The 24,279-nt window shown below is 68.0% G+C and carries 23 protein-coding genes; 16 read left to right on the forward strand and 7 right to left on the reverse strand.

The features are described from left to right. The first annotated feature begins 307 nt into the window (after window positions 1–307). Entirely contained in the window at window positions 308–760 is a 453-nt protein-coding gene (locus tag ACFWZ4_RS10430; RefSeq protein WP_439704619.1) for a DUF192 domain-containing protein, read from the forward strand. A 204-nt stretch (window positions 761–964) separates the two neighbouring features. On the opposite strand, the gene ACFWZ4_RS10435 is transcribed toward ACFWZ4_RS10430, so the two are convergent. After that, window positions 965–1,159: a rubredoxin gene (locus ACFWZ4_RS10435; protein WP_439704620.1), complete on the reverse strand. Its 195-nt coding sequence runs from the start codon at window positions 1,157–1,159 to the stop codon at window positions 965–967. Between the two features lie 89 nt (window positions 1,160–1,248). Here ACFWZ4_RS10435 and thiE point away from each other — a divergent pair, with 89 nt between their 5' ends. From thiE to ACFWZ4_RS10450, 3 genes are read left to right on the forward strand one after another with little or no spacing between them, the layout of a single operon-like run. Beyond that, window positions 1,249–1,887 (forward strand): thiamine phosphate synthase, encoded by a 639-nt coding sequence (gene thiE / locus ACFWZ4_RS10440; protein WP_439704621.1) that lies wholly within the window; start codon window positions 1,249–1,251, stop codon window positions 1,885–1,887. Next, complete coding sequence (gene hemL, locus ACFWZ4_RS10445; protein WP_439704622.1) at window positions 1,884–3,173, forward strand: glutamate-1-semialdehyde 2,1-aminomutase; 1,290 nt, start codon at window positions 1,884–1,886, stop codon at window positions 3,171–3,173. Before thiE ends, hemL begins: the two co-directional genes overlap by 4 nt. Continuing rightward, window positions 3,170–3,598, forward strand: a complete 429-nt coding sequence (locus ACFWZ4_RS10450) for an HAD-IA family hydrolase (protein WP_439704623.1) — start codon at window positions 3,170–3,172, stop codon at window positions 3,596–3,598. The genes hemL and ACFWZ4_RS10450 overlap by 4 nt, the downstream gene beginning before the upstream one ends. Window positions 3,599–3,604: 6 nt before the next feature. Here ACFWZ4_RS10450 and ACFWZ4_RS10455 read toward each other — a convergent pair whose 3' ends face one another. Then, on the reverse strand, window positions 3,605–4,024 hold the full coding sequence (locus ACFWZ4_RS10455) for a VOC family protein (protein WP_439704624.1): 420 nt from the start codon (window positions 4,022–4,024) through the stop codon (window positions 3,605–3,607). Further along, window positions 4,021–5,265, reverse strand: a complete 1,245-nt coding sequence (locus ACFWZ4_RS10460; RefSeq protein ID WP_439704625.1) for an acetylornithine/succinylornithine family transaminase — start codon at window positions 5,263–5,265, stop codon at window positions 4,021–4,023. The genes ACFWZ4_RS10455 and ACFWZ4_RS10460 overlap by 4 nt, the downstream gene beginning before the upstream one ends. A 339-nt stretch (window positions 5,266–5,604) precedes the next feature. Here ACFWZ4_RS10460 and ACFWZ4_RS10465 point away from each other — a divergent pair, with 339 nt between their 5' ends. The 6 genes from ACFWZ4_RS10465 to ACFWZ4_RS10490 all read left to right on the forward strand — a co-directional run bounded on the left by ACFWZ4_RS10465 (window position 5,605) and on the right by ACFWZ4_RS10490 (window position 10,735). After that, the gene (locus ACFWZ4_RS10465; protein ID WP_439704626.1) at window positions 5,605–6,102 is read left to right on the forward strand and encodes a hypothetical protein; all 498 of its coding nucleotides are present in this window, start codon (window positions 5,605–5,607) and stop codon (window positions 6,100–6,102) included. A gap of 5 nt (window positions 6,103–6,107) precedes the next feature. Beyond that, on the forward strand, window positions 6,108–6,740 hold the full coding sequence (locus ACFWZ4_RS10470; protein ID WP_439704627.1) for a hypothetical protein: 633 nt from the start codon (window positions 6,108–6,110) through the stop codon (window positions 6,738–6,740). Between the two features lie 28 nt (window positions 6,741–6,768). After that, complete coding sequence (locus ACFWZ4_RS10475) at window positions 6,769–7,764, forward strand: hypothetical protein (protein ID WP_439704628.1); 996 nt, start codon at window positions 6,769–6,771, stop codon at window positions 7,762–7,764. Window positions 7,765–7,883: 119 nt separating this feature from the next. Further along, the gene (locus tag ACFWZ4_RS10480; protein WP_439704629.1) at window positions 7,884–8,585 is read left to right on the forward strand and encodes a C39 family peptidase; all 702 of its coding nucleotides are present in this window, start codon (window positions 7,884–7,886) and stop codon (window positions 8,583–8,585) included. A gap of 13 nt (window positions 8,586–8,598) precedes the next feature. Next, the gene (locus ACFWZ4_RS10485; protein ID WP_439704630.1) at window positions 8,599–9,366 is read left to right on the forward strand and encodes a hypothetical protein; all 768 of its coding nucleotides are present in this window, start codon (window positions 8,599–8,601) and stop codon (window positions 9,364–9,366) included. Between the two features lie 49 nt (window positions 9,367–9,415). Beyond that, window positions 9,416–10,735 (forward strand): hypothetical protein, encoded by a 1,320-nt coding sequence (locus ACFWZ4_RS10490; RefSeq protein ID WP_439704631.1) that lies wholly within the window; start codon window positions 9,416–9,418, stop codon window positions 10,733–10,735. A 40-nt stretch (window positions 10,736–10,775) separates the two neighbouring features. Here the strand turns inward: ACFWZ4_RS10490 and ACFWZ4_RS10495 are convergent, their stop codons facing one another. Then, window positions 10,776–12,122 (reverse strand): sigma 54-interacting transcriptional regulator, encoded by a 1,347-nt coding sequence (locus ACFWZ4_RS10495; RefSeq protein WP_439704632.1) that lies wholly within the window; start codon window positions 12,120–12,122, stop codon window positions 10,776–10,778. Between the two features lie 145 nt (window positions 12,123–12,267). Beyond that, window positions 12,268–13,089, reverse strand: coding sequence for an SDR family oxidoreductase (locus tag ACFWZ4_RS10500; RefSeq protein ID WP_439704633.1), 822 nt, complete (start codon window positions 13,087–13,089; stop codon window positions 12,268–12,270). Between the two features lie 130 nt (window positions 13,090–13,219). Between ACFWZ4_RS10500 and ACFWZ4_RS10505 the strand changes: the two genes are divergently transcribed. Together ACFWZ4_RS10505 and ACFWZ4_RS10510 are read left to right on the forward strand one after the other, a co-directional pair. Next, complete coding sequence (locus ACFWZ4_RS10505) at window positions 13,220–14,143, forward strand: ABC transporter ATP-binding protein (RefSeq protein WP_439704634.1); 924 nt, start codon at window positions 13,220–13,222, stop codon at window positions 14,141–14,143. Continuing rightward, window positions 14,140–15,543: a hypothetical protein gene (locus tag ACFWZ4_RS10510; protein WP_439704635.1), complete on the forward strand. Its 1,404-nt coding sequence runs from the start codon at window positions 14,140–14,142 to the stop codon at window positions 15,541–15,543. Before ACFWZ4_RS10505 ends, ACFWZ4_RS10510 begins: the two co-directional genes overlap by 4 nt. 124 nt (window positions 15,544–15,667) lie before the next feature. Here ACFWZ4_RS10510 and mpl read toward each other — a convergent pair whose 3' ends face one another. Together mpl and ACFWZ4_RS10520 are read right to left on the reverse strand one after the other, a co-directional pair. After that, complete coding sequence (gene mpl / locus ACFWZ4_RS10515; RefSeq protein WP_439704636.1) at window positions 15,668–17,038, reverse strand: UDP-N-acetylmuramate:L-alanyl-gamma-D-glutamyl-meso-diaminopimelate ligase; 1,371 nt, start codon at window positions 17,036–17,038, stop codon at window positions 15,668–15,670. 188 nt (window positions 17,039–17,226) lie between these two features. Then, complete coding sequence (locus ACFWZ4_RS10520) at window positions 17,227–17,811, reverse strand: adenylate kinase (protein ID WP_439704637.1); 585 nt, start codon at window positions 17,809–17,811, stop codon at window positions 17,227–17,229. 171 nt (window positions 17,812–17,982) lie between these two features. On the opposite strand from ACFWZ4_RS10520, the gene ACFWZ4_RS10525 reads away from it, so the two are divergent. The 4 genes from ACFWZ4_RS10525 (at window position 17,983) to ACFWZ4_RS10540 (ending at window position 24,248) form a co-directional block, all read left to right on the forward strand. Beyond that, window positions 17,983–19,245 carry a 6-phosphofructokinase gene (locus tag ACFWZ4_RS10525; protein ID WP_439704638.1) on the forward strand — a complete coding sequence of 421 codons (1,263 nt, stop codon included), beginning with the start codon at window positions 17,983–17,985 and terminating at the stop codon, window positions 19,243–19,245. Between the two features lie 129 nt (window positions 19,246–19,374). Further along, complete coding sequence (locus tag ACFWZ4_RS10530) at window positions 19,375–19,686, forward strand: RcnB family protein (protein WP_439704639.1); 312 nt, start codon at window positions 19,375–19,377, stop codon at window positions 19,684–19,686. 200 nt (window positions 19,687–19,886) lie between these two features. Further along, a complete protein-coding gene (locus ACFWZ4_RS10535) occupies window positions 19,887–21,923 on the forward strand; it encodes a sodium-translocating pyrophosphatase (protein WP_439704930.1) in 2,037 nt (678 codons plus the stop codon). A 213-nt stretch (window positions 21,924–22,136) separates the two neighbouring features. Next, window positions 22,137–24,248 carry a prolyl oligopeptidase family serine peptidase gene (locus ACFWZ4_RS10540; RefSeq protein WP_439704640.1) on the forward strand — a complete coding sequence of 704 codons (2,112 nt, stop codon included), beginning with the start codon at window positions 22,137–22,139 and terminating at the stop codon, window positions 24,246–24,248. The last annotated feature ends 31 nt before the right edge of the window (window positions 24,249–24,279 follow it).

The raw sequence follows: 24,279 nt of genomic DNA on the forward strand, positions 1-24,279 counted from the left end.
ACACAAGTCACCTGCGCACACTGTCAAAGATCAATCACTTGCGACTCTTTCTTTAGAATCGCCCCGAGACGTTTCGTCCCGGGTGAGCCGCCCATTCTACATTCCTTTCTCGGTCCGTCAACACCCTGTGAGAAGAAATTTCATCGCAAGGGAGGGGAGAACTCTTCGCGAGGGCGGCCTCGTCGAAGGGGCGAGAATCATAGCGCCGCAGGATGATCCTGTGAAGGGGGCGTGGACCTTTTTTTGGCTCTGTTGGGGTGCGGTTCAAACGCTACACTCCGGAGCTCACTCTCGACGGATCTGAGCGATGAAACGATTGTCCCTTGTGTTCCTGCTGGTGTCCGCTGCCGGCTGCGTGGGCGCCATGCCGAAGACATCGACGCCAGCGGTGGAACTGCATGGGCATCACTTCACCACCGAACTCGCAACCAACGAAGCCAGCCGCGAACACGGCCTGATGATGCGCACGGAGCTGGCGCCCGACCACAGCATGCTGTTCGTCTTCCCGGACACGCAGCCACGCTGGTTCTGGATGAAGAACACGCTCATCCCGCTGGACATCCTGTACTTCGATGCCGACCGCAAGCTGGTATCGATGCAGCTGGACGTGCCGCCGTGCGAGGTCGACCCCTGCCCAAGTTATCCGAGCGATACGCCAGCGCGCTATGTGCTCGAGCTGCCTGCGGGGACGGCGCGACGCATCGGTGTGGAGTCAGGCGACGAACTGAAGGTCGAAGGCGACATCGGCCCGGTGCGCTGATCGGCGCCCCGCTGGCAGGGCAGTCCCACCTGATAGGGGATTAGCCGCGACGGGTCGAGCCGCTCCAGCACGGCCCAGTCGTCCTCGAACGGAATGAACTGTTTCATGGATGTCTCCTGTGCCTGGTACGGAGACATGAAAGCAGACGGCCCGGTCCGCACGATGACGGAACCGGGCCGTTTGATGACAGGCGCGAGGCGCGCGTCAGTCGATCTCGACCATCTCGAAGTCGTCCTTGGTCGCGCCGCAATCAGGGCACGTCCAGGTGTCGGGCACGTCTTCCCAGCGCGTGCCGGGCTCGATGCCTTCCTCGGGCACGCCTAGCGCCTCGTCGTAGATGAAGCCGCACACCACGCACATCCATTTGCGCGTCGCGGGGGGTTGGGCGTCGGTGCTCATCGGATCGTGTCTTCGTCTGCAGTTGAATGGGTCATTCTCGCAACTCCCCCGCCCGAGCGAAAGCGCGGCGACCTGAAAGAAGGACTTCCATGCCCCATCTCCCTTTGAATGGCTTGTACGCGATCACGGATGGTCCGCGTAGCGACCTGATGCAGGCCGCCCGGGAAGCGCTTGCCGGCGGCGTACGGCTGCTGCAGTACCGCGACCTTGGCGATGACCACGCGCGCCGCCATGCCGAAGCCCATGCGCTCAAGCGCCTGTGCGACGAGCAGGGCGTGCCGCTGCTTATCAACGGCGACGCCACGCTGGCGCAGGCGGTCGGCGCCGCTGGCGTACATCTGGGCGAGACTGCCGAAGACTTGGCCAGCGCGCGCGAACGGCTCGGTGGACAGGCGATCATCGGCGTGTCGTGCTTCGATTCGCTCGAACGAGCACGAGGGATGGTCTCGGCAGGCGCCAACTACGTTTCCTTCGGCGCTTTTTTCCCGTCGTCGACGTTGCCGCATGCGCGCATGGCGCCACTGGAATTGCTGAGGCAGAGCGCCGCACTGGGCGTGCCGCGGGTGGCGATCGGCGGCATCACGCCCGAGAATGGCGCGGCCCTGGTCGAGGCCGGCGCCGACTACCTCGCGGCCATCTCGGCCGTGTTCGGTGCCACCGACGTGCGCGCGGCCGCGCGCCGCCTGGCCGACCTCTACCGTTCCCCTTCCAGCGAGTCCCATCCATGACCACCAACCATGAACTTTTCCAGCGTGCGCAGCGGCTGATGCCCGGCGGGGTCAACTCGCCGGTGCGCGCGTTCAAATCGGTCGGCGGCGAGCCCTTCTTCACCGCGCGCGCCGACGGGGCTTACCTGTGGGACGTGGAAGGCACGCGCTACATCGACTACGTGGGCTCGTGGGGCCCGATGATCGTCGGTCACAACCACGCGCACGTACGCGGAGCCGTCGAGCGCGCCGTGCGCGATGGCCTGTCGTTCGGCACGCCTTCCCCGGCCGAGGTGACCATGGCCGAGACGATCACGCGCCTGGTGCCTTCGGTGGAAATGGTGCGCATGGTCAACTCTGGCACCGAGGCGACGATGTCGGCCGTCCGGGTGGCGCGCGGTGCGACCGGGCGCAACAAGATCGTGAAGTTCGAAGGCTGCTACCACGGCCATGGCGACAGCTTTCTCGTCAAGGCCGGCTCCGGCGCACTGACCTTCGGCGTGCCAACCTCGCCTGGCGTGCCCAAGGTGGCCGCCGACCTGACGCTCACCCTGCCCTACAACGACCTGCCGGCGGCCGAAGCCCTGTTCGCCGAACAGGGGGCCGACATCGCCGGCCTGATCATCGAACCGGTCGCCGGCAACATGAATTGCATCCCGCCGACGGAAGGCTATCTCAAGGGCCTGCGCGACCTGTGCACGCGCCACGGCGCGCTGCTGATCTTCGACGAGGTGATGACCGGCTTCCGCGTGGCGTTGGGTGGTGCGCAGGCGCACTACGACGTGACGCCGGACCTCACCACCTTCGGCAAGGTGATCGGCGGCGGCATGCCTGTCGGCGCCTACGGCGGCCGGCGCGATCTGATGGAACAGGTTGCGCCAGCCGGCCCCATCTACCAGGCCGGCACGCTCTCGGGCAATCCGGTCGCCATGGCGGCAGGCCTGGCGATGCTGGAACTGATTCAGGCCCCGGGCTTCTACGACGCACTCGCCGCACGCACGCGGCTGCTCTGCGACGGCCTGCAGGCGGTGGCGGACGCCGAAGGGGTGCCATTCACCACCAACCGGGTTGGCGGCATGTTCGGGCTGTTCTTCACGGGCGACAGGGTGACAAGCTACGCACAGGCCACGGCGGCCGACACGGCGCTGTTCAACCGGTTCTTCCATGGCATGTTGAAGCGCGGCGTTTACCTGGCGCCGAGCGCGTTCGAGGCGGGGTTCCTGTCCAGCGCGCACAGCGAGCAGGACATTGCCGACACGCTTGAGGCCGCCCGCGGCGCGCTGCGCGAGGCCAGGCAACAGGCGTGAGTGCAGCCATCCGTTGCGATCGCGACGTCGATGCGGACACCTGGGTCGATGCACGCCACACGGCGACCCGGGTCCGGCCACCCATGCTTGAACTGGCCGGCCGGCTCCGCGATCGCGGCGTCGCGGTGGCCTTGCTGAGCAACAACAGCATGCTTATGGCCGAACGCTGGCCAGATATCGTGCCGGGCCTGTTCCCGCTGTTCGAAGGCCGATTCTTCTGTTCGGCCCGGCTGCAGGCGGCGAAACCTTCGCCCGCCACCTACATGCGGTGCCTCCAAGCGCTGGCGATGCCACCCGCGGCCACGCTGTTCGTCGACGACAGCGAGGTGAACGTGGCCGGCGCCCGCAAGGCCGGCCTGGTTGCGCACCGCTTCACGGATCTGCCGCAGTTGCGCCGGACGCTGGTGACCTACGGCCTGGCCTGAGGCCGCCTACCAGCTGCCGGTGTTGGGCATCGACGACCACGGCTCCTGCGGCGGCAGGTGACCGTCCTGCAGCAACTCGATCGAGATCAGGTCGGGCGAGCGCACGAACGCCATGTGCCCGTCGCGCGGCGGGCGATGGATCATGTAGCCCATGTCCATCAGGCGCTGGCAGGTGGCGTAGATATCCTCCACCCGGAAGGCAAGGTGGCCGAAGTTGCGTGCCGAGCCATAGTCTTCCTGCGAGCCCCAGTTGAAAGTGAGCTCTAGCTCCGCCTCGGGGCTGTCCGGCGCGGCAAGGAACACCAAGGTGTATTTGCCTTCCGGAACCTCTTTGCGGCGCGCCTCGCGCAAACCGAGGCCTTCGCAGTAGAAGCGCAGTGACGCATCCAGGTCGCGCACGCGGACCATCGTGTGCAGATACTTCATGGCGTTTCTCCGGCAGGGGCGGCGAGGAAGTCGGTGCATGCGGCGCGCAGGCGTGCGAGACCTTCCGCCAGCTCCTCGTCGGTGATGGTCAATGGCGGCAGCAGGCGCAGCACGTCGGGCCCGGCCTGCAACAACAGCACGCCGTGTGCAGCGGCGACGTCGAGGATGGCGCCGGCCTTGCCGCGATGCGGCCCAGCCAGTGCCGCGCCCAGCATCAGGCCGCGCCCGCGCACTTCCTCGAAAAGACCCAGGTCGGCATCGATGGCCGCCAGGCCGGCACGCAGTTCGTTGGCCTGGCGCTCCACGTTGAGCAGCACCGCGGGCGAACCGAGCTTGGCCAGCGCCACGCGCGCCACGGCCGCGGCCAATGGATTGCCGCCGAACGTGGAACCGTGCGCGCCGACCTGCATGGTCTGGGCGACCTTCGGACCGGCCAGCATGGCGCCGATGGGAAAGCCCGCACCAAGCGCCTTGGCCAGGGTCACGATGTCCGGCATCACGTCGTCCTGCACATGCGCGAACAGGGTGCCGGTGCGGCCCATGCCGCACTGGATCTCATCCAGCACCAACAACGCGCCATGCCGATCGCACTGTTCGCGTACCTGCCTGAGGAAGCCGGGCGCCGCCGGTCGCACGCCGCCCTCGCCCTGCACGGGCTCCACCATTACCGCCGCCACGTCGTCGTGCGCGAAGGCGGCCTCGAGTGCTCCAACATCGTTGAACTCGATGTAGCGGAACCCACCCGGCAACGGCTCGTAGCCTTCCTGGTATTTCGGCTGCGCAGTGGCCGTCACGGTGGCCAGGGTGCGGCCATGGAAAGAGCCACGGAAAGTGACGATGGTGCGCCGCCCGGCATCGCGCCCCTGCGCGGCCGCCCAACGGCGGACCAGCTTGATCGCAGCCTCGTTCGCTTCGGCACCCGAGTTGCACAGGAACACGCGCTCGGCAAAGCCGGATGCCTCGACCAGTTCCTGCGCGAGCTTCAGCGGCGGCTCGGTATAGAACACGTTGCTGCTGTGCCACAGCTTGTGCGCCTGTGCAGTCAGCGCGGCGAGCAGGTCCGGATCCTGGTGGCCCAGGCTGTTGACCGCGATGCCCGCGCCGAAATCGAGATAGTCGCGCCCCTGCGTATCCCACAGCCGCGCGCCGCGACCATGGTCGAGCACGAGCTCGCGCGGACGGTACACCGGCAACCAGTAGCGCCGGGCCAGGTCGATCAGGGGAGCGTCTTGCGGGGACATGGCCTCTCCGGCGGCGCACGGGCGCCTTCGCAACATGCGTGGGAATGCGACCGGGGTGTCGCTCGCACATGCTAGCACCGCGACACTGCCCGCCCGAACGCCTCCAGCTGTAACAGGCGAACAAGGTGTATCGCTTCTGTTACATCCCACGCCAGGCGCGATCCCATGCGGATTGAGCCGGTCGGAAGGGCTCGGCCGCGCAGCCGGCTGTAACAACCCGCGCGGGGATCGTTCGCCCGCATCGGCTCGGAAACCGCGTCCTGGCGCGGCTTGGCAGCTTTCGGAAGCATTGGCACGGCGCTTGCCACCAAGGCTCTCACCGAAGGAACGAGCCGTGCCATGGAATCCGCAGTCGCCCCGCCCCACCGCCTTCTCGCGCTCCGGCCGCTCGCGGCCATGATCGCGTTGCTTGGGATGCCGTTCGCCGGTCATGCGGCGGATGCGCACCGGGCGGTCGACGCCAGGCCGGGCGACATCGTGTTGTTGCGCACTGTCTCCACGCGGCCGGCCGCGCGGCCGGCACCGCCGGGGATGGCGCTGATGGTCTCGCCCTCGCCGCAGCCCGAGATCCTCGCCTCGCTCGGCGGCGGCGAACTTTCCGACGACGACATCGCGAGATTGGGCGCCACGCCCCCGACCTCCGCTCAACTACGGTCGATTGTGAGCCAGGCGCTCGACGGCATGCTCGTCGGCGGCAGCGGCGGCAACACCGTTGCTGGCACCGGCGTGAGCAATACCGTCGCGGCGCCGCTCGGCGCGGTCGGCAACGCGACCCGCGGCATCGGTGACCAGGTGCAGGGCGCGCTGGCGCAAATGCCCTTCGGCCACGGGCATTGATCGCCATGCGCCGCGCGACCGTTCTCACCCTCCTCGCCGCGCTGGCTCTGCTGAGCACCGGCGTCAGCGCCGGCGATGACGACTACGCCGCCATGCTCGGCTACCTCACCAGCAGCCGCCTGGATGGTCATGTCCTGCAGGGTGCCGACGGCAGCGTCGCGGTGAACCTGGCGGCGGGCGACCTCAACAGCCAGGCGAACCTGCGCGCCTTCGCCACCGGACCGGACGCGCAGGCATGGATCGACTCGCGCCAGCGGACGCTCGGCAACCACGCCAGTGCCCCGCTGGAAGCGCAGGCCACCATCGCCGGGAACGTCCTTGCCGGCGCGCACGGACTCGTATCGATCAACCAGGCCAGCGGCACCGCGAACACGCAGCTCAATGCGGTCGCCGCGGCGCTGGCCACCAAGGGCATACGCGAAACGACGGACGGCTCCCTGTCCGCCGCCGTTTCGGCGTCGGCAGGAGTGCAGCCGGGAACGGAAACCGGCGTACCGGGCGAAGGCACGCGCAGCGTGTCGGTCGCCGCGGGCGCCATGCAGGGTTTCCGTGGCGTGCTGCAGCTCAACCAGACCGCGGGATCGGGCAACGCCACGGGCAACGTCCTGTCGTTGTCCGTGTCGGAGCTTCCGCGGTGACCACCATAAGAATCGGAGTGAGGACACCATGAACGCATCCAAGAAAACCCTGATCGCCCTGGCCGTCGCCACGCTGTTCGGCAGCCCGATGGCCTTCGCGAACGACCACGACCATCACCACTCGCCATTCGATTCGGCGGCGGTCGCCACGGTCGACAACAACCAGTCGGTGACCGGCAACGTCACCGCCAACAACAAGGTGAAGAACACCAGCTCCATCGATGACCGCACGGCCGCCCAGGCCTCGGGCAACATTGGCATGAACGTGGCCTCCGGCGACAACAACGCCCAGGACAATGCCGCCGCGCTCGCCGCGACGGACGCCGACTTCGCTTTCGGCCTGGCCGATTCCGAAATCGACGTTGGCCAGTCCGGCACGGGCAACGTCACCGTGAACGAGGGCGTCAAGAACGATGCCTACGTCACCGACAACGCCTTCCGCTGGGCCTCGGGCAACATCGGCGTCAACGTCGCCTCGGGCAACAACAACCAGCAGAAGAACGCACTGGCCGCCTCGGTCGCGACGACCAAGTTCGCCCATGCCGGCGTGAGCGTCGACCAGGCTTCCTCGGGCAACATCGTCAGCAACGCCGGTCGCGTGGAGAAGTACTACGACACCACCACCGTGCACATGAGCGGCACCGTGCAGGGTTACTCGCTGGGGCTGGGCGTGGGCGGGTACCAGGGCCAGACCAGCGGGACCTCCTATGGCGTCGAGGGCGGCCTGTGGACCGTCGGTCCGTTTCCGGCCGGTTTCTACGGCGGCCTGACCGCGAGCGAGTCGCAAGGCCAGGAGCAAGGCCAGCTGGGCTTCGTCGAAGTTTCCGCCAGCGATCTGCTGGCCGACCTGTGCGGCACCGTGCAGACCGCGCGCTACGTGGTGGTCAACGCCACCAACGACGCCAGCCTGTCGGGCAATGCCTTCCAGCATGCCACCGGCAACATCGGCGTGAACGTGGCCTCCGGCACCGGCAACCTGCAGGCCAACAGCCTGTCGCTGGCCGTGGCGCAGCCCAGCCCGTAACACCTTTGGCCAAGGCAGGCCAACGAGGGCGGTACCCGGCTGTCCGCAGCCGGGTTCCTATGGAACCCCCCGGCCCGGCCCCTGCGGGCCGGGGGGACTTCCTCCCAGCGGTGATACCCATGCGACGTACGATCCACACCTTCCTGCTCTGCAGCCTCGCGCTTGGCGCGCTGGCCTCCGCGCGCGCCGGCGAGGTGCGCTTCGGTGGCGTGCTGCCCAACGGCGGCCTGTACATGCATCCGGTGGAAAGCATGCAGGAGGCGCGCTACCGCAACTTGGTGCGGCAGGAAACCGACTACAGCTGCGGCGCCGCCGCGCTGGCCACGATCCTGCGCTACGCCTATCACCTGGACGTAGACGAGGCGATGGTGATCCAGGGCATGCTGGGTCTATCCGACGAGAACCTCGTCAAGCAGCGCGGCTTTTCGCTGCTGGACATCAAGCACTACGTGGAAGCGCTGGGCATGCGCGGACGCGGCTATCGCGTAGACGAATCGCGCCTGCACAGCCTGCGCGTGCCCGGTCTGGTGCTGATGGACGTGCACGGCTTCCGCCATTTCGTGGTGCTCAAACAGGTCCAGGGCGACACGGTGGAATTGGCCGACCCGATGCTCGGCAACCGCAGCATTTCCATCGCCGAATTCCTCCAGGCCTGGCCGTCCCGGGCCGTGTTCGTGGTAATCGGCAACGACTTCGATCGCAACACGGTGCTGCTGCAACCGGAGGGCAAGGCCAGCGCACGCGCCCTGTATGCCCGGCAAGGGCCCGTCACCGATGCCGAACTGCTCGACTTCGGCTTCAGCAGCGCCGATCTGTTTTGAGAGAGACAAAGCCATGTTTCGCCGTACCTTCCCCCTTCTCGTCACCGCGCTGCTGATGGCCACCGCGCTGGGCGCGCGCGCGGCCGACAACGCACCCGGCGCCGGCCTGCACGAACTGCCCGATACCGAGCTCAATGCCATGCGTGGCCGTTACACCGTCGACGACCACACCGTTGCCTGGTTCGGCGTGACCATGATTTCGACCTGGCAGACCGCCAGCGGCCAACTGCTGCAGGGGACGCTGGCGTTCGGCATGGATTTCAGCAACGGAAAAAGCCAACCCACGCTCACCTTCACGCCTAGCGTGACACTAACCAAGGCCAATGCCCCGGTGCCGATGCCCGCCACTGGCACCCGCAGCGTCGACGGCAGCGGGCTGGCCAACGTCGGTGGCCTGCTGCAAAGCGTGCAGGTGGCCGGCGACGGCAACCTCGCCAGCAACGTGGCCCGCCTGACCATCCGCGACGGCAGCGCGCCCACCGCCACGGGTACGGGCACCGGAACCGGCGGCGCCACCATGAGCGACGGCGACGCAAGCGTATCGGTCGGCTTCGACGGTCAGTCCGCCGGTGTGCAGCTGTCCATCGACGGTGAGGGCACGGTGCAGCAATGGATCCGCAACGGCAGCCTCGGCCAGAGCGTGCAGCTCGCCGCGGACGGCCAGAGCGTGAGCAACCGGCTGGAGATCGACCTGGTCCGCCAGGTGTCATCGGCCAACACGCCGCTTGCGCTGAACGTGGCGCAGGCGATCGGCCTCACCCGAGGCATCGCAGGGAACTGAAGCGCGCGCCACCGCCCGGCACGCCTTCGGTCCAGGGGAGCAACACACCATGCACAAGACCTTGTTAGCCACCGCCGTGGCCTGCGGGCTGCTGATCGGCCTGCCCTTCGACCTTGCCGCCCAGGCGGCGCCCATGCCGCAGGACGAAGCCCAGGTGCAGACCTTGCTGGCCCAGCTGCAGGCGCTCAAGGCCAGCTACGCGCAGCAGGTGCGCCAGCTGCGTGAGCTGGACATGCAGGTGCAGGCGCTGCAGGCAAAACTGGCGGGCAAGACCGCGCCACCCTCGCTGCCTGCACCGGGCGGCACGCCACCGCCGGACCAGGTGGCGCGCGCAACGACGCCGCCCGCCGACGAGGGCAGCCGGGCCGGCAGTGCCGCGCAGGCCGAAGCCGCGCGCCAGGAAGCGCCCACGCGCAGCCTGAAAGATGCGCTGCAACAGGAGCACGCGCTGTTCGACCGCAAGTTCACCCTGGAAAACAGCGTCAGCTACGCCCGCTACGACCGCAGCCAGATCACGCTCAACGGCTTCCTGGCCCTGGACGCCATTTTCCTGGGCAACATCGCCATCGAGGACGTCAAGTCCGACTCGCTCACCTACAACCTGGCCGCTCGTTATGGCGCCAGCCCGCGCCTGACATTGAACCTGGACGTGCCCTACCTCTACCGCAAGACGGTCTACCAGAAGGGCGGCGCAGGCGGCTCGGCGGCGGCGGTCGCGGAGGAGGACACTACGGGCGCGGGGCTGGGCGACATCGGCCTGAGCGCCAACTACAAGCTGTTCGACGAAACGGGCTCGCGGCCCGACACGGTACTGACCCTTGGCATCACCGCGCCGACCGGGCAATCGCCCTACGGCATCGACTGGAAGGTGCTGCAGCGCAACGACGATCAGTACATCAGCTTCGCCGTGCCCGACAAGCAGCCGACCGGCAACGGCGTGTGGCAGGCGAACCTCGGACTGTCGGCGGTCAAGACCATGGATCCGGCGATCGTGTTCGCCAACCTCGGCTACATCTATTCGAAATCGCGCGACTTCGACGACATCAATACCGATCCGGAAACGCAGAACCCGGGCACGGTCAAGCTCGGCAACGCCTATTACTTCGGCGCCGGCGTGGCCTTCGCGTTCAACGAGCGCACCAGCCTGAGCCTGTCCTTTGCCGACAAGCTCAGCGCCAAGGCCTCGCTGCGTTACAAGGGCTCGCCCTGGTCGAAGGTGATCGGTTCGGACGCCCATGCCGCCACCTTCAACATGGGCGTGACCCATGCACTGAGCCAGCACACCACGCTGGTTACCCTGCTGGGCATCGGCCTGACGCCGGACGCACCGGACTTCAGCCTGAGCTTCAAGGTTCCCTACATGTTCTAGCCGCGGCAGATCGGGGTCGGGCGACCCCGGTCAAGGCTGCTCAAGGCACGGCCTGCGCCAGCTCGTCCAGCGCCAGGCCGTGTTTCTTGCACAGGCGGTAGACGGTGACCCGGGCGATGCCCAGCCGCCGAGCGCATTCGCTGACGTTGAAGCGAGTCTCGCGCAGGCACGCGACCAGCGCATCGCGCTCGGCCGACACGCGCACGCGTTCCAGCGCGGCCGGCGCGTGGCCCGGACGCACGGGCAAATCCAGGTCGTGCACGCTGATCAGCGAGTCCTCGGCGACCACGGCGGCCCGTTGCACCCGGTTGACCAGCTCGCGCACGTTGCCCGGCCAATGGAATGCGCGCAGCGCGCGGCGTGCGGCCGCGCTGAAGGCAAGTGCGCGGCAGTCGTGGTGCTCGCGGAAGGCGTCCAGGGAATGCTGCGCCAGCAGTTCCATGTCGCCTCCGCGTTCGCGCAGCGCCGGCATCTGCACGCGCAGCACGTTGAGCCGGTAGTAGAGATCCTGGCGGAAACGGCCGGACGCGACCGCCTTTTCCATGTCCACGTGGGTGGCCGCCAGCACGCGCACGTCCGCCTGCAGGCTCTGGCTGCTGCCGACCCGCACGATGGTGCCCTCCTGCAGGAACCGCAGCAGACTGGTCTGCGCGTCCAGCGGAAGGTCGCCGATCTCGTCCAGGAAAACGGTGCCGCCGCTGGCGCTTTCGATGTGACCGACGCGGCGGGTGGTGGCGCCAGTGAACGCGCCGCGTTCGTGGCCGAACAGTTCCGACTGCACCAGGTTGCCCGGCAGTGCACCGCAATTGATCGCCACGAAAGGCTTTGCGGCGCGCGGCGACAACTGGTGGATGACGCGCGCGGCCACCTCCTTGCCCGTGCCGGTTTCGCCGGTGATCAATACCGGCAGGTCCACCGGCGCGTACTTGCGCAAGCCGATCCGTAATGCCCGCATCGCGTCGCTGGTGCCGACGAGCCCGGGCATGTCCGGTTCGCTGCGAGCGGGTATCCCGCCCACCGCCACGCGATCGAGCGCCTCGCGCAAGCGCGGGAAGTCGATGGGGCTGGTGAACACCGCCGTGCAGTCGCGCAGGATCGATGTCACGCGCGGCTCGTGCGCGGGCGTCTCGGGCGAAACCAGCGCGATCCAGGGCACGCCCGGATGCTCGGCGACCATGACCTCCATCGCTCCAAGCGTGTCCAGGTCTCCCTGGCGAAGGTCGGCCAGTGCGACCACGACATCGCCGTTGCGGGCGCCCACGCCGCTGGCCTGTACGTCGGCCACGCGCACCGGCCAGCCTGAACGAGCCAGTCCATTGCGTTCGGCGCCGTCGGGCCGTCCGAACCAGACGACACAGCGCCTGGGTAATGCCAATGCCGCGGTCATCGCCACCTCCGCCCCTGAACGGATGTCCTGTGTCGATCAGCCGGTGATTACCGACTGCGATGCCGCCCCGTCCGGGGGCGGCGGACTGTGATGAATATCACAAAACCGGGTGGAGGACCTAACGACAACTTCCGTGAAGAAGAAGTCAATCCAGAAAGAGATCCGGCAAGAGGGGCGCGCCCGGCTGCACGGCGTAGCGGTCGAAATCGACCATTCCCTGCGCCCGGAGCACGTCCTCGTCGAGGACGAAATGGCCGCTGTAGTCCCGCGCCGGGCGGGTCAGGACGGCATGGGCCGCGTCGGCCACGATCTCGGGCCGGCGGCACTGTTCCGGCCGCACGCCCTCGATCATGCCGATCGCCGCCGTGGCGACCACCGTCCGCGGCCACAAGGCATTGACCGCGATGCCCAGCGGCGCGAATTCGGCGCTCATGCCCAGCACACACAGGCTCATGCCCATCTTGGCGATGGTGTAGGCCGTGTGTGGGGCGAACCATTTGGGATCCAGGCTGGGCGGCGGCGCCAGCATCAGCACGTGCGGATTGGCCGCGCGCTTCAGGAACGGCAGGCAGGCCTGGGTGACCAGGAAGGTACCGCGCGTATTGACCTGGTGCATGAGGTCGAACCGCTTCATCGGCGTGCCTTCCACGCCGGCCAGCCAGATCGCGCTGGCGTTGTTGACCAGGATGTCGATGCTGCCGAAGCATTCGGCCGCCTGTGCCACGGCGTCCCTGACCTGGTCCTCCTCGCGGATGTCCACCTTGAGCGCCAGCGCCTTGCCGCCCGCCTCTTCCACGGCGGCCGCGGCGGTATGGATGGTTCCGGGCAGCCTCGGGTTGGGCACGCCGCTCTTGGCAGCGATGACGATGTTGGCGCCATCCCGCGCCGCACGCAGGGCGATCGCCAGGCCGATGCCGCGCGAGGCACCGGTGATGAACAGGGTTTTGCCGGCCAGCGTGGCGTCCATAGCGATGCATGCTTCCCGAGGGGGAAGGCAGGATACTCCGCCGGCAACGCCGGTCCCGGATGACAACCATCACTGGACGCGCGTGCCACAGGCCTCCACAGTGCGATGGCCTCCACCGGAACTGCCGCCGATGGCCACGCTGTTGCCCTTTCCCGCCCCTCCCGCGGTTGCCGCCGCCACGGCCGCGCCGGTCCTGCGCGTGCACGATCTGCGCAAGGCCTTCGAAGGTCGCGAGGTATTGCGCGGGGTGGACTGGCAAGTGCCGGCCGGGCGCGTGATCGGCCTGCTCGGCCGCAACGGCGCCGGCAAGACCACCCTGTTGCGTTGCCTGCTCGGGCTGGCGCCGATCGACGCGGGCATGATCGAACTGTTCGGCGCGCCGATGACCGAGCCGGGCGGCGAGCGGCTGCACAGGGTCGGCTTCGTGCCACAGAACTTCGAGCTGTTCCCGTGGATGAAGGTGCGCGCGTATCTCGACTTCACCGCCGCTTTCTACGCGCGCTGGAACAACGCGCTGGCGCAGCGCCTGCTGCAGGAGTGGGAGCTGGACTCCAAACAGAAGATCGGCCGGCTCTCGCAGGGGCAACGGCAGAAGCTCGCCATCGTGCGGGCGATCGCGCCGGAACCCGATCTGCTGGTGCTGGACGAGCCGGTCGCGAGCCTCGATCCGCAGGCGCGGCGCGCCTTCATGGCCGAACTGCTCGCGCTGATGCGCGGGCCGGGCAAGACGGTGATCTTTTCCACCCACATCACCGCCGACCTGGAGCGGGCCGAGGCTGACATCGCGTTGCTGCGCGACGGCCATATCCAGTTCACTCGCCCGCTGGCCGAACTCAAGGCGCGGCTCTCCCACGCCGTCCTCAGTCGCCCGGCCGGCTGGGCGACGGCGCCTGCGTTGACCGGCGTGATCAAGTCGCGCATCGCCGGCGCCAGCCTGCACCTGCTGTTGGAAGACGTGCCGGCCGAGCGACTGCACCTGCTTGCCAAGGACGAGGACGCCAGCCTGCGCATCGAGATGCCCACGCTGGAGGACCTGTTCGTGGAACTGGCATGAAGGCGATCGTCCAGCTGTGGCTGCTGCCGAGCCGGCAGATGCCGCTGCTGGGCGTGCTCGCGCATCTCTTGTGGCTGGCGGCGCTGGGCTGCCTGGTGTGGATGACGCCGCACACGGACGGCGCGGCACTGGCTGCCGGACTGCTCGCGATGGGCAGCTGGTTCTGGCACCTGGGGCTGGCCACCACGCTGCGCAGCGCGTGCCAGCCGGAGACCTTCCTGCTGCCGGCGTTCCGCCGCCATCTGGCGGCCTTCGGGCTGCTCGACGCCGTGGCCTGGGTCGGCCTGCCCGCGCTGCTGGCGCTGGCCTTGGACGTGCCGCACATGCTGCTCGGAGGCGCGTTGCTGTTGCTCGCCGGGGCGATGGGTTTCGCGATGGGCGTGGAACGGTGGGTGAGCCTGCTGTTCTGGCCATTGCTGGTGCTCGCCGGCTGGATGCCGGGGCTGGCCGGCGCGATCGTGCACGACGCGTGGCGCTCCCCGCTCACCTTGCCGTTGTTGTTGCTCCTGGCCGTGTTGCTTCTGAGGCTTGCGCTGCATCCCATGCTCCGGGTGACCGACCGGCCGCCGGACAGCTCGCCGCTGGAGGGACTCAGCCTCGGGCGCAACGCCGGCGCCGAAACGACGCCCCGGCGCAGCGCGCTGGGCCGGCGCTTCGAGGGCTGGTTCGACGCGATCGCGCAACGGGCGATGGAGCGCTCGTTGGTCCGTTACCGCGAACAGCCGTCCGCGGCACGGCGGCGCACGCTCGTACGCCGGCTGCTGCTGCCGCACGACAACGTGGCGGCGATCGGGCTGCGCATCGCGATCATGGCGGTATTCGCCACGCTGTACGTGGTGGTCGCGCTGCACCGGAAGCATTTCAACGCCACCGTGGTGGGTGCCTACGCCGTGCTGATCGCGCTGGCGCGCTTCCCACAGATCGGCCGCGGCATGGTCCGCATGCGTCCCAATCTGGCCGACCTGTACCTGACGCTGGCCCCGGTCACGCGCGTCGAGTATCAGCGGGCGATCGTCGATGCCCTGGCGGTGCTGGTTCCGGTCGGCACCGTCACCGCCCTGGCGTACACCGCGCTGGGCATCGTGCTGACCCATGCCGCGCAGCCGGGGTTGATGCTGATGGTGACGTTGATCATCGCCACCAGTGGGGGCCTGGTCGCGCTGGCGGTGCACCTGATCGGACCGCGGAACGCGATTGGCCAGCACCTGGTCAACGCGGTCGTGCTGCTCGGCACCATGGCAACGTATTGGGCTGGCGTCTGGCTGATCGACGCGCTGGGCTACATCTTCGGCGGCGGGCTACTGACGCTGTTGACGCTGGGCTTCGGGCTCGGCGTGTGGTTTGCAGCGCAGCGCGAGTACCAGCGGCGCGAGCCCTGCTTCGACGCACCGCTGGCGTGATGGCTTGCTCCCGGTCCTGTGGAGAGGGTCCGGCAACGGTTGCCCTGGGACTGAACGGCGCGGCTCGCACCACTTCCCCGCAAGCATTGCCCCCAGCAGCCTCCCCGGAAAGACTGGGAACAAGCTAGTTCAGCACGTCGACGAAGCGGCGCGGCGCGTTCTCGAAACCGCCGTTGGACATGAACACGACGTGGTCGCCCGGACGCGCCTGCGCACGCAGGGCCTCGACCAGGGCATCCACCGTCGGCGCGGTCCGGCCGCGGCCCTGCAGCGCCTCGGTCACGCGCGCGGCATCCCACGGCAGCTCCGGGCGGTGCAGGAACACCACTGCGTCCGCATCCGCCAGCGAGGGCGCCAGGCCCGCCGCGTGCGCGCCCAGCCGCATGGAATTGGAGCGCGGCTCCAGCGCGACCAGGATGCGCGCCTTGCCGACCTTGGCGCGCAGGCCGGCCAGCGTGGTCGCGATCGCGGTCGGGTGATGGGCGAAGTCGTCGTAGACCCGCACGCCACCGGCTTCGCCGACCAGTTCCATTCGTCGCTTGACGCTCCGGAAACTGGCGAACGCGGGCAGAAGCGCACGCGCGTCGACGCCGGACGCGCTGGCGGCGGCCAGCGCGGCGAGCGCATTGAGCACGCTGTGGTTGCCCAGCAGCGACCAGCGTACCTCGCCGATCATCTCGCCGCGGTACTGCACGGCGAATACCGAACCATCCGCCTCGACCAGCCGCGCCTGCCAGTCGCCCTGGCCGATGCCGAAAGTCTCCACGGGCGTCCAGCAGCCCATCGCCAGCACTTCGGCGAGGTTCGTGTCGTGTGCGTTGACGACCAGCCGCCCGTTGCCCGGCACGGTGCGCACCAGGTGGTGGAACTGGCGCTGGATCGCGGCCAAATCCGGGAAAATGTCCGCGTGGTCATATTCGAGGTTGTTGAGGATGGCGATGCGCGGGCGGTAGTGCACGAACTTCGAGCGTTTGTCGAAGAAGGCGGTGTCGTATTCGTCTGCCTCGATCACGAACGGCGCGGCCTGGTCGCCCAGCCTTGCCGAGACGCCGAAGTTGCCAGGCACGCCGCCGATCAGGAAGCCGGGCGCCAGCCCTGCCTGATCCTTGGATGCGTGGTCCAGCAGGTGGGCCAGCAGGCTGGTGGTGGTGGTCTTGCCGTGCGTGCCGGCCACCGCCAGCACCTCGCGACCGGCCAGCACGGTCTCGCCCAGCCATTGGGGGCCCGACACGTAGCGCAGGCGCGCATTGAGCATGTGCTCGACCGCCGGGTTGCCGCGGGTCATCGCGTTGCCGACCACGACCAGGTCGGGCGCGGGTGTGAGGTGCGCGGCAATATAGCCGTCCATCAGGCGGATACCGAGGGCTTCGAGCTGAGTGCTCATCGGCGGATAGACAGCGGCATCGGAGCCTTCCACGGTCAGGCCGAGCTCGCGGCCGAGCGCGGCGACGCCGCCCATGAAGGTGCCGCAAATGCCGAGGATGTGCAGACGCATGTGTTTCGAAACCCCTCCCTCTCGCCGGATTGGGCTCCCCTCTCCCGCCGGGAGAGGGCTGGGGGTGAGGGTGTCGGGCTTGCGGGGAGTGGGCTTTCAATACGGCGGCAGGCTATCGCTCCGCGCGGCCCTCACTCCGGTCCTGGGCCCGTGCTTGATCAGAAAAGGGCCAGCGGGAGCAGATTGCGTCAGCCGTTGGCCGCGGCCGACTCGCTTTCCAGCGCGCGCTTGATGCGCGCGGTCACTTCGTCGAGTTCGCCAACGCCGTCGACCACCTGCAGCTTGCCGCGCTTGGCGTAGAAATCGGCCACCGGCGCGGTCTGTTCGGCATAGACGCCCAGGCGTTTACGTACGGTGTCGGGATTGTCGTCAGCGCGGTTCTCGGCCTGAAAGCGGATCTGGCAGCGGCCGACGATCGCCTCGCTGGGCACCTCGAGCTTGACCACCGCATCCAGCGGCTGGCCGATGCGGGAGAGCAGATGGTCCAACGCGTCGGCCTGGGCGAGGTTGCGCGGGTAGCCGTCGAGGATGAACCCGTTGCGCGCATCGTCCTGTGCCAGGCGCTCTTCCAGCATGTCCAGCAGGATGTCGTCGGACACCAGCTGACCCGCATCCATCACCGCCTTGGCCTTGAGACCCAGCGGCGTGCCCGCGGCCACCGCGGCGCGCAGCATGTCGCCGGTGGAGATGTGCGGTACGTTGAGGTCGGCCTTCAGCCGCGCGGCCTGCGTGCCTTTGCCCGAACCGGGTGCACCGAGTAGGACGAGTCGCATAATGCTCCAGGGCGTGTGGTCCGCACGCACGCTGCGGCGGTTCGTCAGATTTCACCCAAGGGGCGTCAAAGTACCGTCTGGACCCGGTAGCGTCAAACCGAGCCAAGGCCGGATGCGCGCCAAGTCGCTGTTTCGCAAGGGCACATGCCCGTGCCTGCCAAGGAGATCGCCATGAGTCCTGCTTCCCGTTCCGGTCGCCTGCTCTACGCCCAGTCCGGCGGGGTCACCGCGGTGATCAACGCCACCGCCGCCGGCGTCATCGAGGCGGCGCGTGCGCAGGGCGTGCCGGTGTACGCGGCGCGCAACGGCATCCTGGGCGCGCTGCGCGAGGACCTCATCGATACGACGAAGGAATCGAAATCCGCGATCGCCGCGCTGCGCCACACGCCCGGCGGCGCTTTCGGCTCCTGCCGCTACAAGCTCAAGTCACTGGAGGACAACCGCGCCGAATACGAACGCCTGATCGAGGTGCTGCGCGCGCACGACATCCGCTGGTTCCTCTACAACGGCGGCAACGACTCGGCCGATACGGCGCTGAAGATCTCGCAGCTCGGCAAGGCGATGGGCTACGACATCCGCTGCATCGGCGTGCCCAAGACGGTGGACAACGACCTGGCGGTGACCGATTGCTGCCCGGGTTTCGGCTCGGTGGCCAAGTACACCGCCGTGTCGGTGCTGGAGGCCAGCCTGGACGTGGCTTCGATGGCCGACACCTCGACCAAGGTCTTCGTGCTGGAGGTGATGGGCCGCCACGCCGGCTGGATCGCGGCCGCCGCGGGCCTGGCCGGCGAAGGTCCGGACGCGCCGCCGCACGTGATCCTGTTCCCGGAAAACGTGTTCGAGGAGGCCGCGTTCCTGGCCAAGGTCAAGGACACGGTCGAGCGCGTGGGCTGGTGCACGGTGGTCGCCTCCGAGGGCGTGCGCGACGCGGCCGGGCGATTTCTCGCCGAGGGCGGCACCCGCGACGCCTTTGGCCACGCCCAGCTGGGCGGCGCGGCCTCGGTGCTGGCGCAGCTGGTCAAGGACAAGCTCAAGTACAAGGTGCACTGGGCTCTCCCCGATTACCTGCAGCGCTCGGCGCGGCATCTCGCCTCGGCCACCGATGCGCTGCAGGCTTATGCCGTCGGCCGCGCCGCGGTGGAGTTCGCGCTGGGCGGAATGAACGCGGTGATGCCGGTGATCGTGCGCACCTCTGAGTCGCCCTATCGCTGGAAGATCGAGCCGGCGGAATTGAAGAAGATCGCCAACCGCGAAAAGAAGCTGCCCAAAGGGTTCATCCGCCGCGACGGCTTCGGCATCACCACCGCCGCGCGCCGTTACCTGTCCCCGCTGATCCGCGGCGAGGCCCCGCCGCCCTACGGCAAGGACGGCCTGCCCGCCTACGCCACCCTGCGCAACGTGGCGGTAGCCAGGCGCCTGCCTGCCTTTCCCTGAGGCGACTGGCGCCGGTTTTCTTGCTGAGCGTCACGTGAAGGCCCTGTGGAGGCGGCTACCATGCGTTCAGTCGCAGCTTCCTACGCTGCGGATCACCCGGGCCACCGAGCCCGGCAAGGGAGAAATACGATGAAATTCCTGCTGAGCGCCCTGTTCGCCCTGCCCCTGCTTGCCGCCAGCGGCGCGGCGCTGGCCGACCACGATCACGGGCACGGCCGTGGAAATGACCACGGGCACCGCGACAACGGCTGGCACGGTCGTGGCCACCACCATTGGGAACGCGGCCACCGCTACGACGGTCCGGTCGTGATCATCCGCGACTACGAGCGCGTCCGCCTGCGTCCCCCGCCGCGGGGCTACCACTGGGTGCGCGACGACAACAACGACTACGTGCTGGTCGCCATCGCCACCGGCATCATCCTGGACTACGTGCTCAACTGAGCTTTCTGAAGTCCTGACGCGGCCGGGGCGTTTCGCCCCGGCCGCGTGCGTTTCCGGCGCCCGCTGCGGCGCACAACGATCAATCACATCTCCCCTGCCTATACTCGCCGAGGCCGCTGTCGAAGCGGCCTGGGGCGAGCTGCCCGTGAGGCAACCCGCCTGTCGCGGTATCCACTCACCTGGGGAGGCACCGAATGCAGATGCAGGACGGTATGTGGTTGTGGATCGCGCTGGGGTGCGCGGTCCTCGCGATTCTCTATGGCTTGGTCTCGGTACGCTGGGTTCTCGGCCGCTCGGCCGGCAACGAACGCATGCAGGCGATCGCCGCAGCCATCCAGGAAGGCGCGCGCGCCTACCTCAATCGCCAGTACGGCACCATCGCGCTGGCGGGCATCGTCCTGCTGGTCCTCATCGGCTTCTTTCTCAGCTGGTACACCGCGATCGGCTTCCTGATCGGCGCGGTGCTTTCCGGTGCCACCGGCTACATCGGCATGAACGTCTCGGTGCGCGCCAACGTGCGCACCGCGGAGGCCGCGCGAAGCGGCATGCGCGCTGCGATGGACGTGGCGTTCCGCGGCGGTGCGATCACCGGCATGCTGGTGGTCGGCCTGGCGCTGCTGGGCGTCACTGGCTACTGGCTGACCCTCAACCACCTGGGCGTGCCCGATCCGCTGCATCCGCTGGTCGGCTTGGCCTTTGGCAGCTCGCTGATCTCGATCTTCGCGCGCCTGGGCGGAGGCATCTTCACCAAGGGCGCGGACGTCGGCGCGGACCTGGTCGGCAAGGTCGAGGCGGGCATTCCCGAGGACGATCCGCGCAACCCGGCGGTGATCGCCGACAACGTGGGCGACAACGTCGGCGACTGCGCCGGCATGGCCGCCGACCTGTTCGAAACCTACGCGGTGACGGTAATCGCCACCATGCTCCTGGGCGGCCTGATGTTCACCGCCGACCCGCACGCGGTGCTCTACCCGCTGGTGCTGGGCGGCGTGTCGATCATCGCCTCGATCATCGCCACCTTCTTCGTCAAGGTGCGCGAGGGCGGTTCCATCATGGGCGCGCTGTACAAGGGCGTGATCGTCTCGGCCGTGCTTTCGGCGGTGGGTTTCTGGTTCGTCACCCGTGAGCTCCTGCCCCAAGGCCTGCCGACGGTCGACGGTCGCATCGACAGCATGTCGATCTTCTGGTGCGCGCTGATCGGGCTGGTGCTGACCGGCCTGATCGTGTGGATCACCGAGTACTACACCGGCACGCAGTACAAGCCGGTGCGGCACATCGCGCAGGCATCCACCACCGGCCACGGCACCAACATCATCGCGGGCCTGGGCGTGTCGATGAAGGCCACCGCCTGGCCGGTGATCGTCGTCTGCCTCGCGATCTGGGGCGCCTTCCACATGGCTGGCCTGTACGGCATCGCCATCGCCGCCACTTCGATGCTGTCGATGGCCGGCATGATCGTGGCGCTGGACGCCTACGGCCCGATCACCGACAACGCCGGCGGCATCGCCGAGATGGCCGACCTGCCGCCGGAAGTGCGCGGCATCACCGATCCGCTGGACGCCGTGGGCAACACCACCAAGGCGGTTACCAAGGGCTATGCGATCGGTTCGGCCGCGCTGGCTGCCCTGGTGCTGTTCGCCGACTACACGCACAACCTGGCGGTGAACAACGCGGGCCAGACCTTCGCCTTCGACCTGTCCGACCACATGGTGATCATCGGTCTGCTGATCGGCGGCCTGATCCCCTACCTGTTCAGCGCCATGGCGATGGAAGCGGTCGGCCGCGCCGCCGGTGCGGTGGTCGAGGAAGTGCGCCGCCAGTTCCGCGACATCCCCGGCATCATGCAGGGCACCGGCAAGCCCGACTACTCGCGCGCGGTGGACATGCTGACCCGCTCGGCGATCCGCGAAATGATCGTGCCCTCGCTGCTGCCGGTGGCGGTGCCGATCGTGATCGGCCTGCTGCTCGGGCCCAAGGCGCTCGGTGGCGTGCTGATCGGCACCATCGTCACCGGCCTGTTCGTGGCCATCTCCATGACCACCGGCGGCGGCGCCTGGGACAACGCCAAGAAGTACATCGAGGACGGCAACCACGGTGGCAAGGGCTCCGAAGCGCACAAGGCGGCGGTCACCGGCGACACCGTGGGCGATCCCTACAAGGACACCGCCGGCCCCGCGGTCAATCCGCTGATCAAGATCATCAACATCGTGGCGCTTTTGTTGATCCCGTTGCTGTAGATCGCCTCAAGCCAACCCTCTTCCCGCCGGGGAGAGGGGCCACGCTTGCGATAGACCCACGACCGAAGGCCCTTCACGGGCCTTCGCTTTTGTTGGACGCACGGGCCTCTCCTCTGACGCCAAGAGGGAGCCCAGCGCTCGCGCTGGCTGCCCTCACAGCACTGCGCCACCCCACCGGCCACACTCACCCGTTGCATAGGGGAAGACACCGACATGACCCACACACGCTGGCTCGCCCTCGCGCTGGGCCTCACACTGGCAGGCATGACACACGCACAGACCTCCGCGCCGATCGGCGCACACGCCACCGACGACGCTTACCTCTGGCTCGAGGACATCGATGGCGTCCGCGCCATGGACTGGGTCAAGCAGCAGGCCGCGGCCACCGTCGCCGACTACGCCCAGTCATCCGAATTCAAGCGGCTCGATGCCCGCCTGCTCGAAGTGCTCGACTCGAACGAGCGGATTCCGTTCGTGGAGAAGCTGGGCGGGCACTACTACAACTTCTGGCGCGACAAGTCCCACCCCAAGGGCCTGTGGCGGCGCACGACGCTGGCCGAATACCGCAAGGCGGAGCCAGCCTGGGAGACGGTGCTGGATCTGGATGCGCTGGCCGCGGCCGAGCACGAGAACTGGGTCTGGCATGGCGCGCAGTGCCTGAAGCCGGACTATCGCCGCTGCCTGCTTTCGCTCTCGCGCGGTGGCGCGGATGCCGACGTCGTGCGCGAGTTCGACCTCCACGACAAGGCGTTCGTCGAGGGCGGCTTCGCATTGCCCGAAGCCAAGAGCCAGGTGGCCTGGGCCGACCAGGACCACATCTTCGTGGGTACGGACTTCGGTCCCGGTTCGATGACCGAGTCGAGCTACCCGCGCATCGCCAAACTGTGGGCCCGCGGCACGCCGCTGGCCGAGGCGAAGACGATCTACGAGGGCAAGCCCGAGGATCTCGCCGTCAGTGCCTACCGCGACCTGGCCCCCGGCTACGAGCGCAGCTTCGTGCAGCGCGCGCTGGCCTTCTACGACAGCGAGAGCTACCTGCTGGGCAAGGACGGCAAGCTCACACGTATCGACGTGCCCACCGACGCCGAAACCAGCGTCGAGCGCGAGTGGCTGCTGATCGAGCCACGCAGCGACTGGGCTGTCGGCGGCCACACCTACAAGGCCGGCTCGCTGCTGGCGGCGAACTTCGATGACTTCATGGCGGGCAAGCGCGACATCAGCGTGCTGTTCGAGCCGACCGATACCACTGCGCTGGACGGCTATTCCTGGACGCGCCACCACCTGATTCTCAACGTGATGGATGACGTGGTGAACCGGCTCGAAGTGCTCACCCCGCAACCGGGCGCATGGAAGCGCCAGCCGTTGGGGGGCGCACCGGCGCTGTCCTCGATCGATGCTGGCGGCATCGACGCGGACGAAAGCGACGACTACTTCCTCACCGTCACCGGCTTCCTGCAGCCGACCACGCTGTATTACGGCACGCTCGGCGACGGCGATGCCGAGGCGATCAAGCATAGCCCGGCCTTCTTCGACGGCTCGAAGTACCAGGTGAGCCAGCATTTCGTGCAGTCGAAAGACGGTACCCGGGTTCCGTACTTCGAGATCGCGCCGAAGGAGCTGAAGTTCGACGGCAGCCATCCCACGCTGCAATACGGTTACGGGGGCTTCGAGATCTCGTTGCAGCCGAGCTACAGCGGCAGCATCGGCCGCGCCTGGCTGGAGCACGGCGGCGTCTACGTGATCGCCAACATCCGCGGCGGCGGCGAATACGGCCCGCGCTGGCACAAGGCCGCGCTCAAGGGCCATCGCCTGCGTGCCTACGAGGACTTCGCGGCGGTGTCGGAAGACCTGATCCGGCGCAAGGTCACCTCGCCGAAACACCTGGCCGCGATGGGCGGCAGCAACGGCGGTCTGCTGATGGGCAACATGCTCACGCTCTATCCGCAGCTCTATGGCGCGATCGTCAGCCAGGTCGCCCTGCTGGACATGAAGCGGTACACGCACCTGTCCGCCGGTGCGTCCTGGATGGCCGAGTACGGCGATCCGGACAAGCCCGCCGAATGGGCCTGGATCAGGACCTTCTCGCCGTACCAGAACGCCGAGCCGGGCAAGCAGTACCCACCGGTGCTGTTCACCACCTCCACCCGCGATGACCGCGTGGGCCCCGCACACGCGCGCAAGATGGCTGCGAAGATGCAGGCGATGGGTTACGACGCGGACTTCTACGAGAACATCGAGGGCGGCCACGGCGGCGCGGCGGACAACAAGCAGTCGGCCTTCATGCACGCGCTCGAGTACACCTGGTTGTGGCAGCACGTAAAATGACGGCCCCGGCGGCGGCCACCCGGCCGCCGCA

It is taken from the genome of Frateuria sp. GZRe12 (genome assembly GCF_051900535.1).
GTDB lineage: Bacteria > Pseudomonadota > Gammaproteobacteria > Xanthomonadales > Rhodanobacteraceae > Frateuria_A.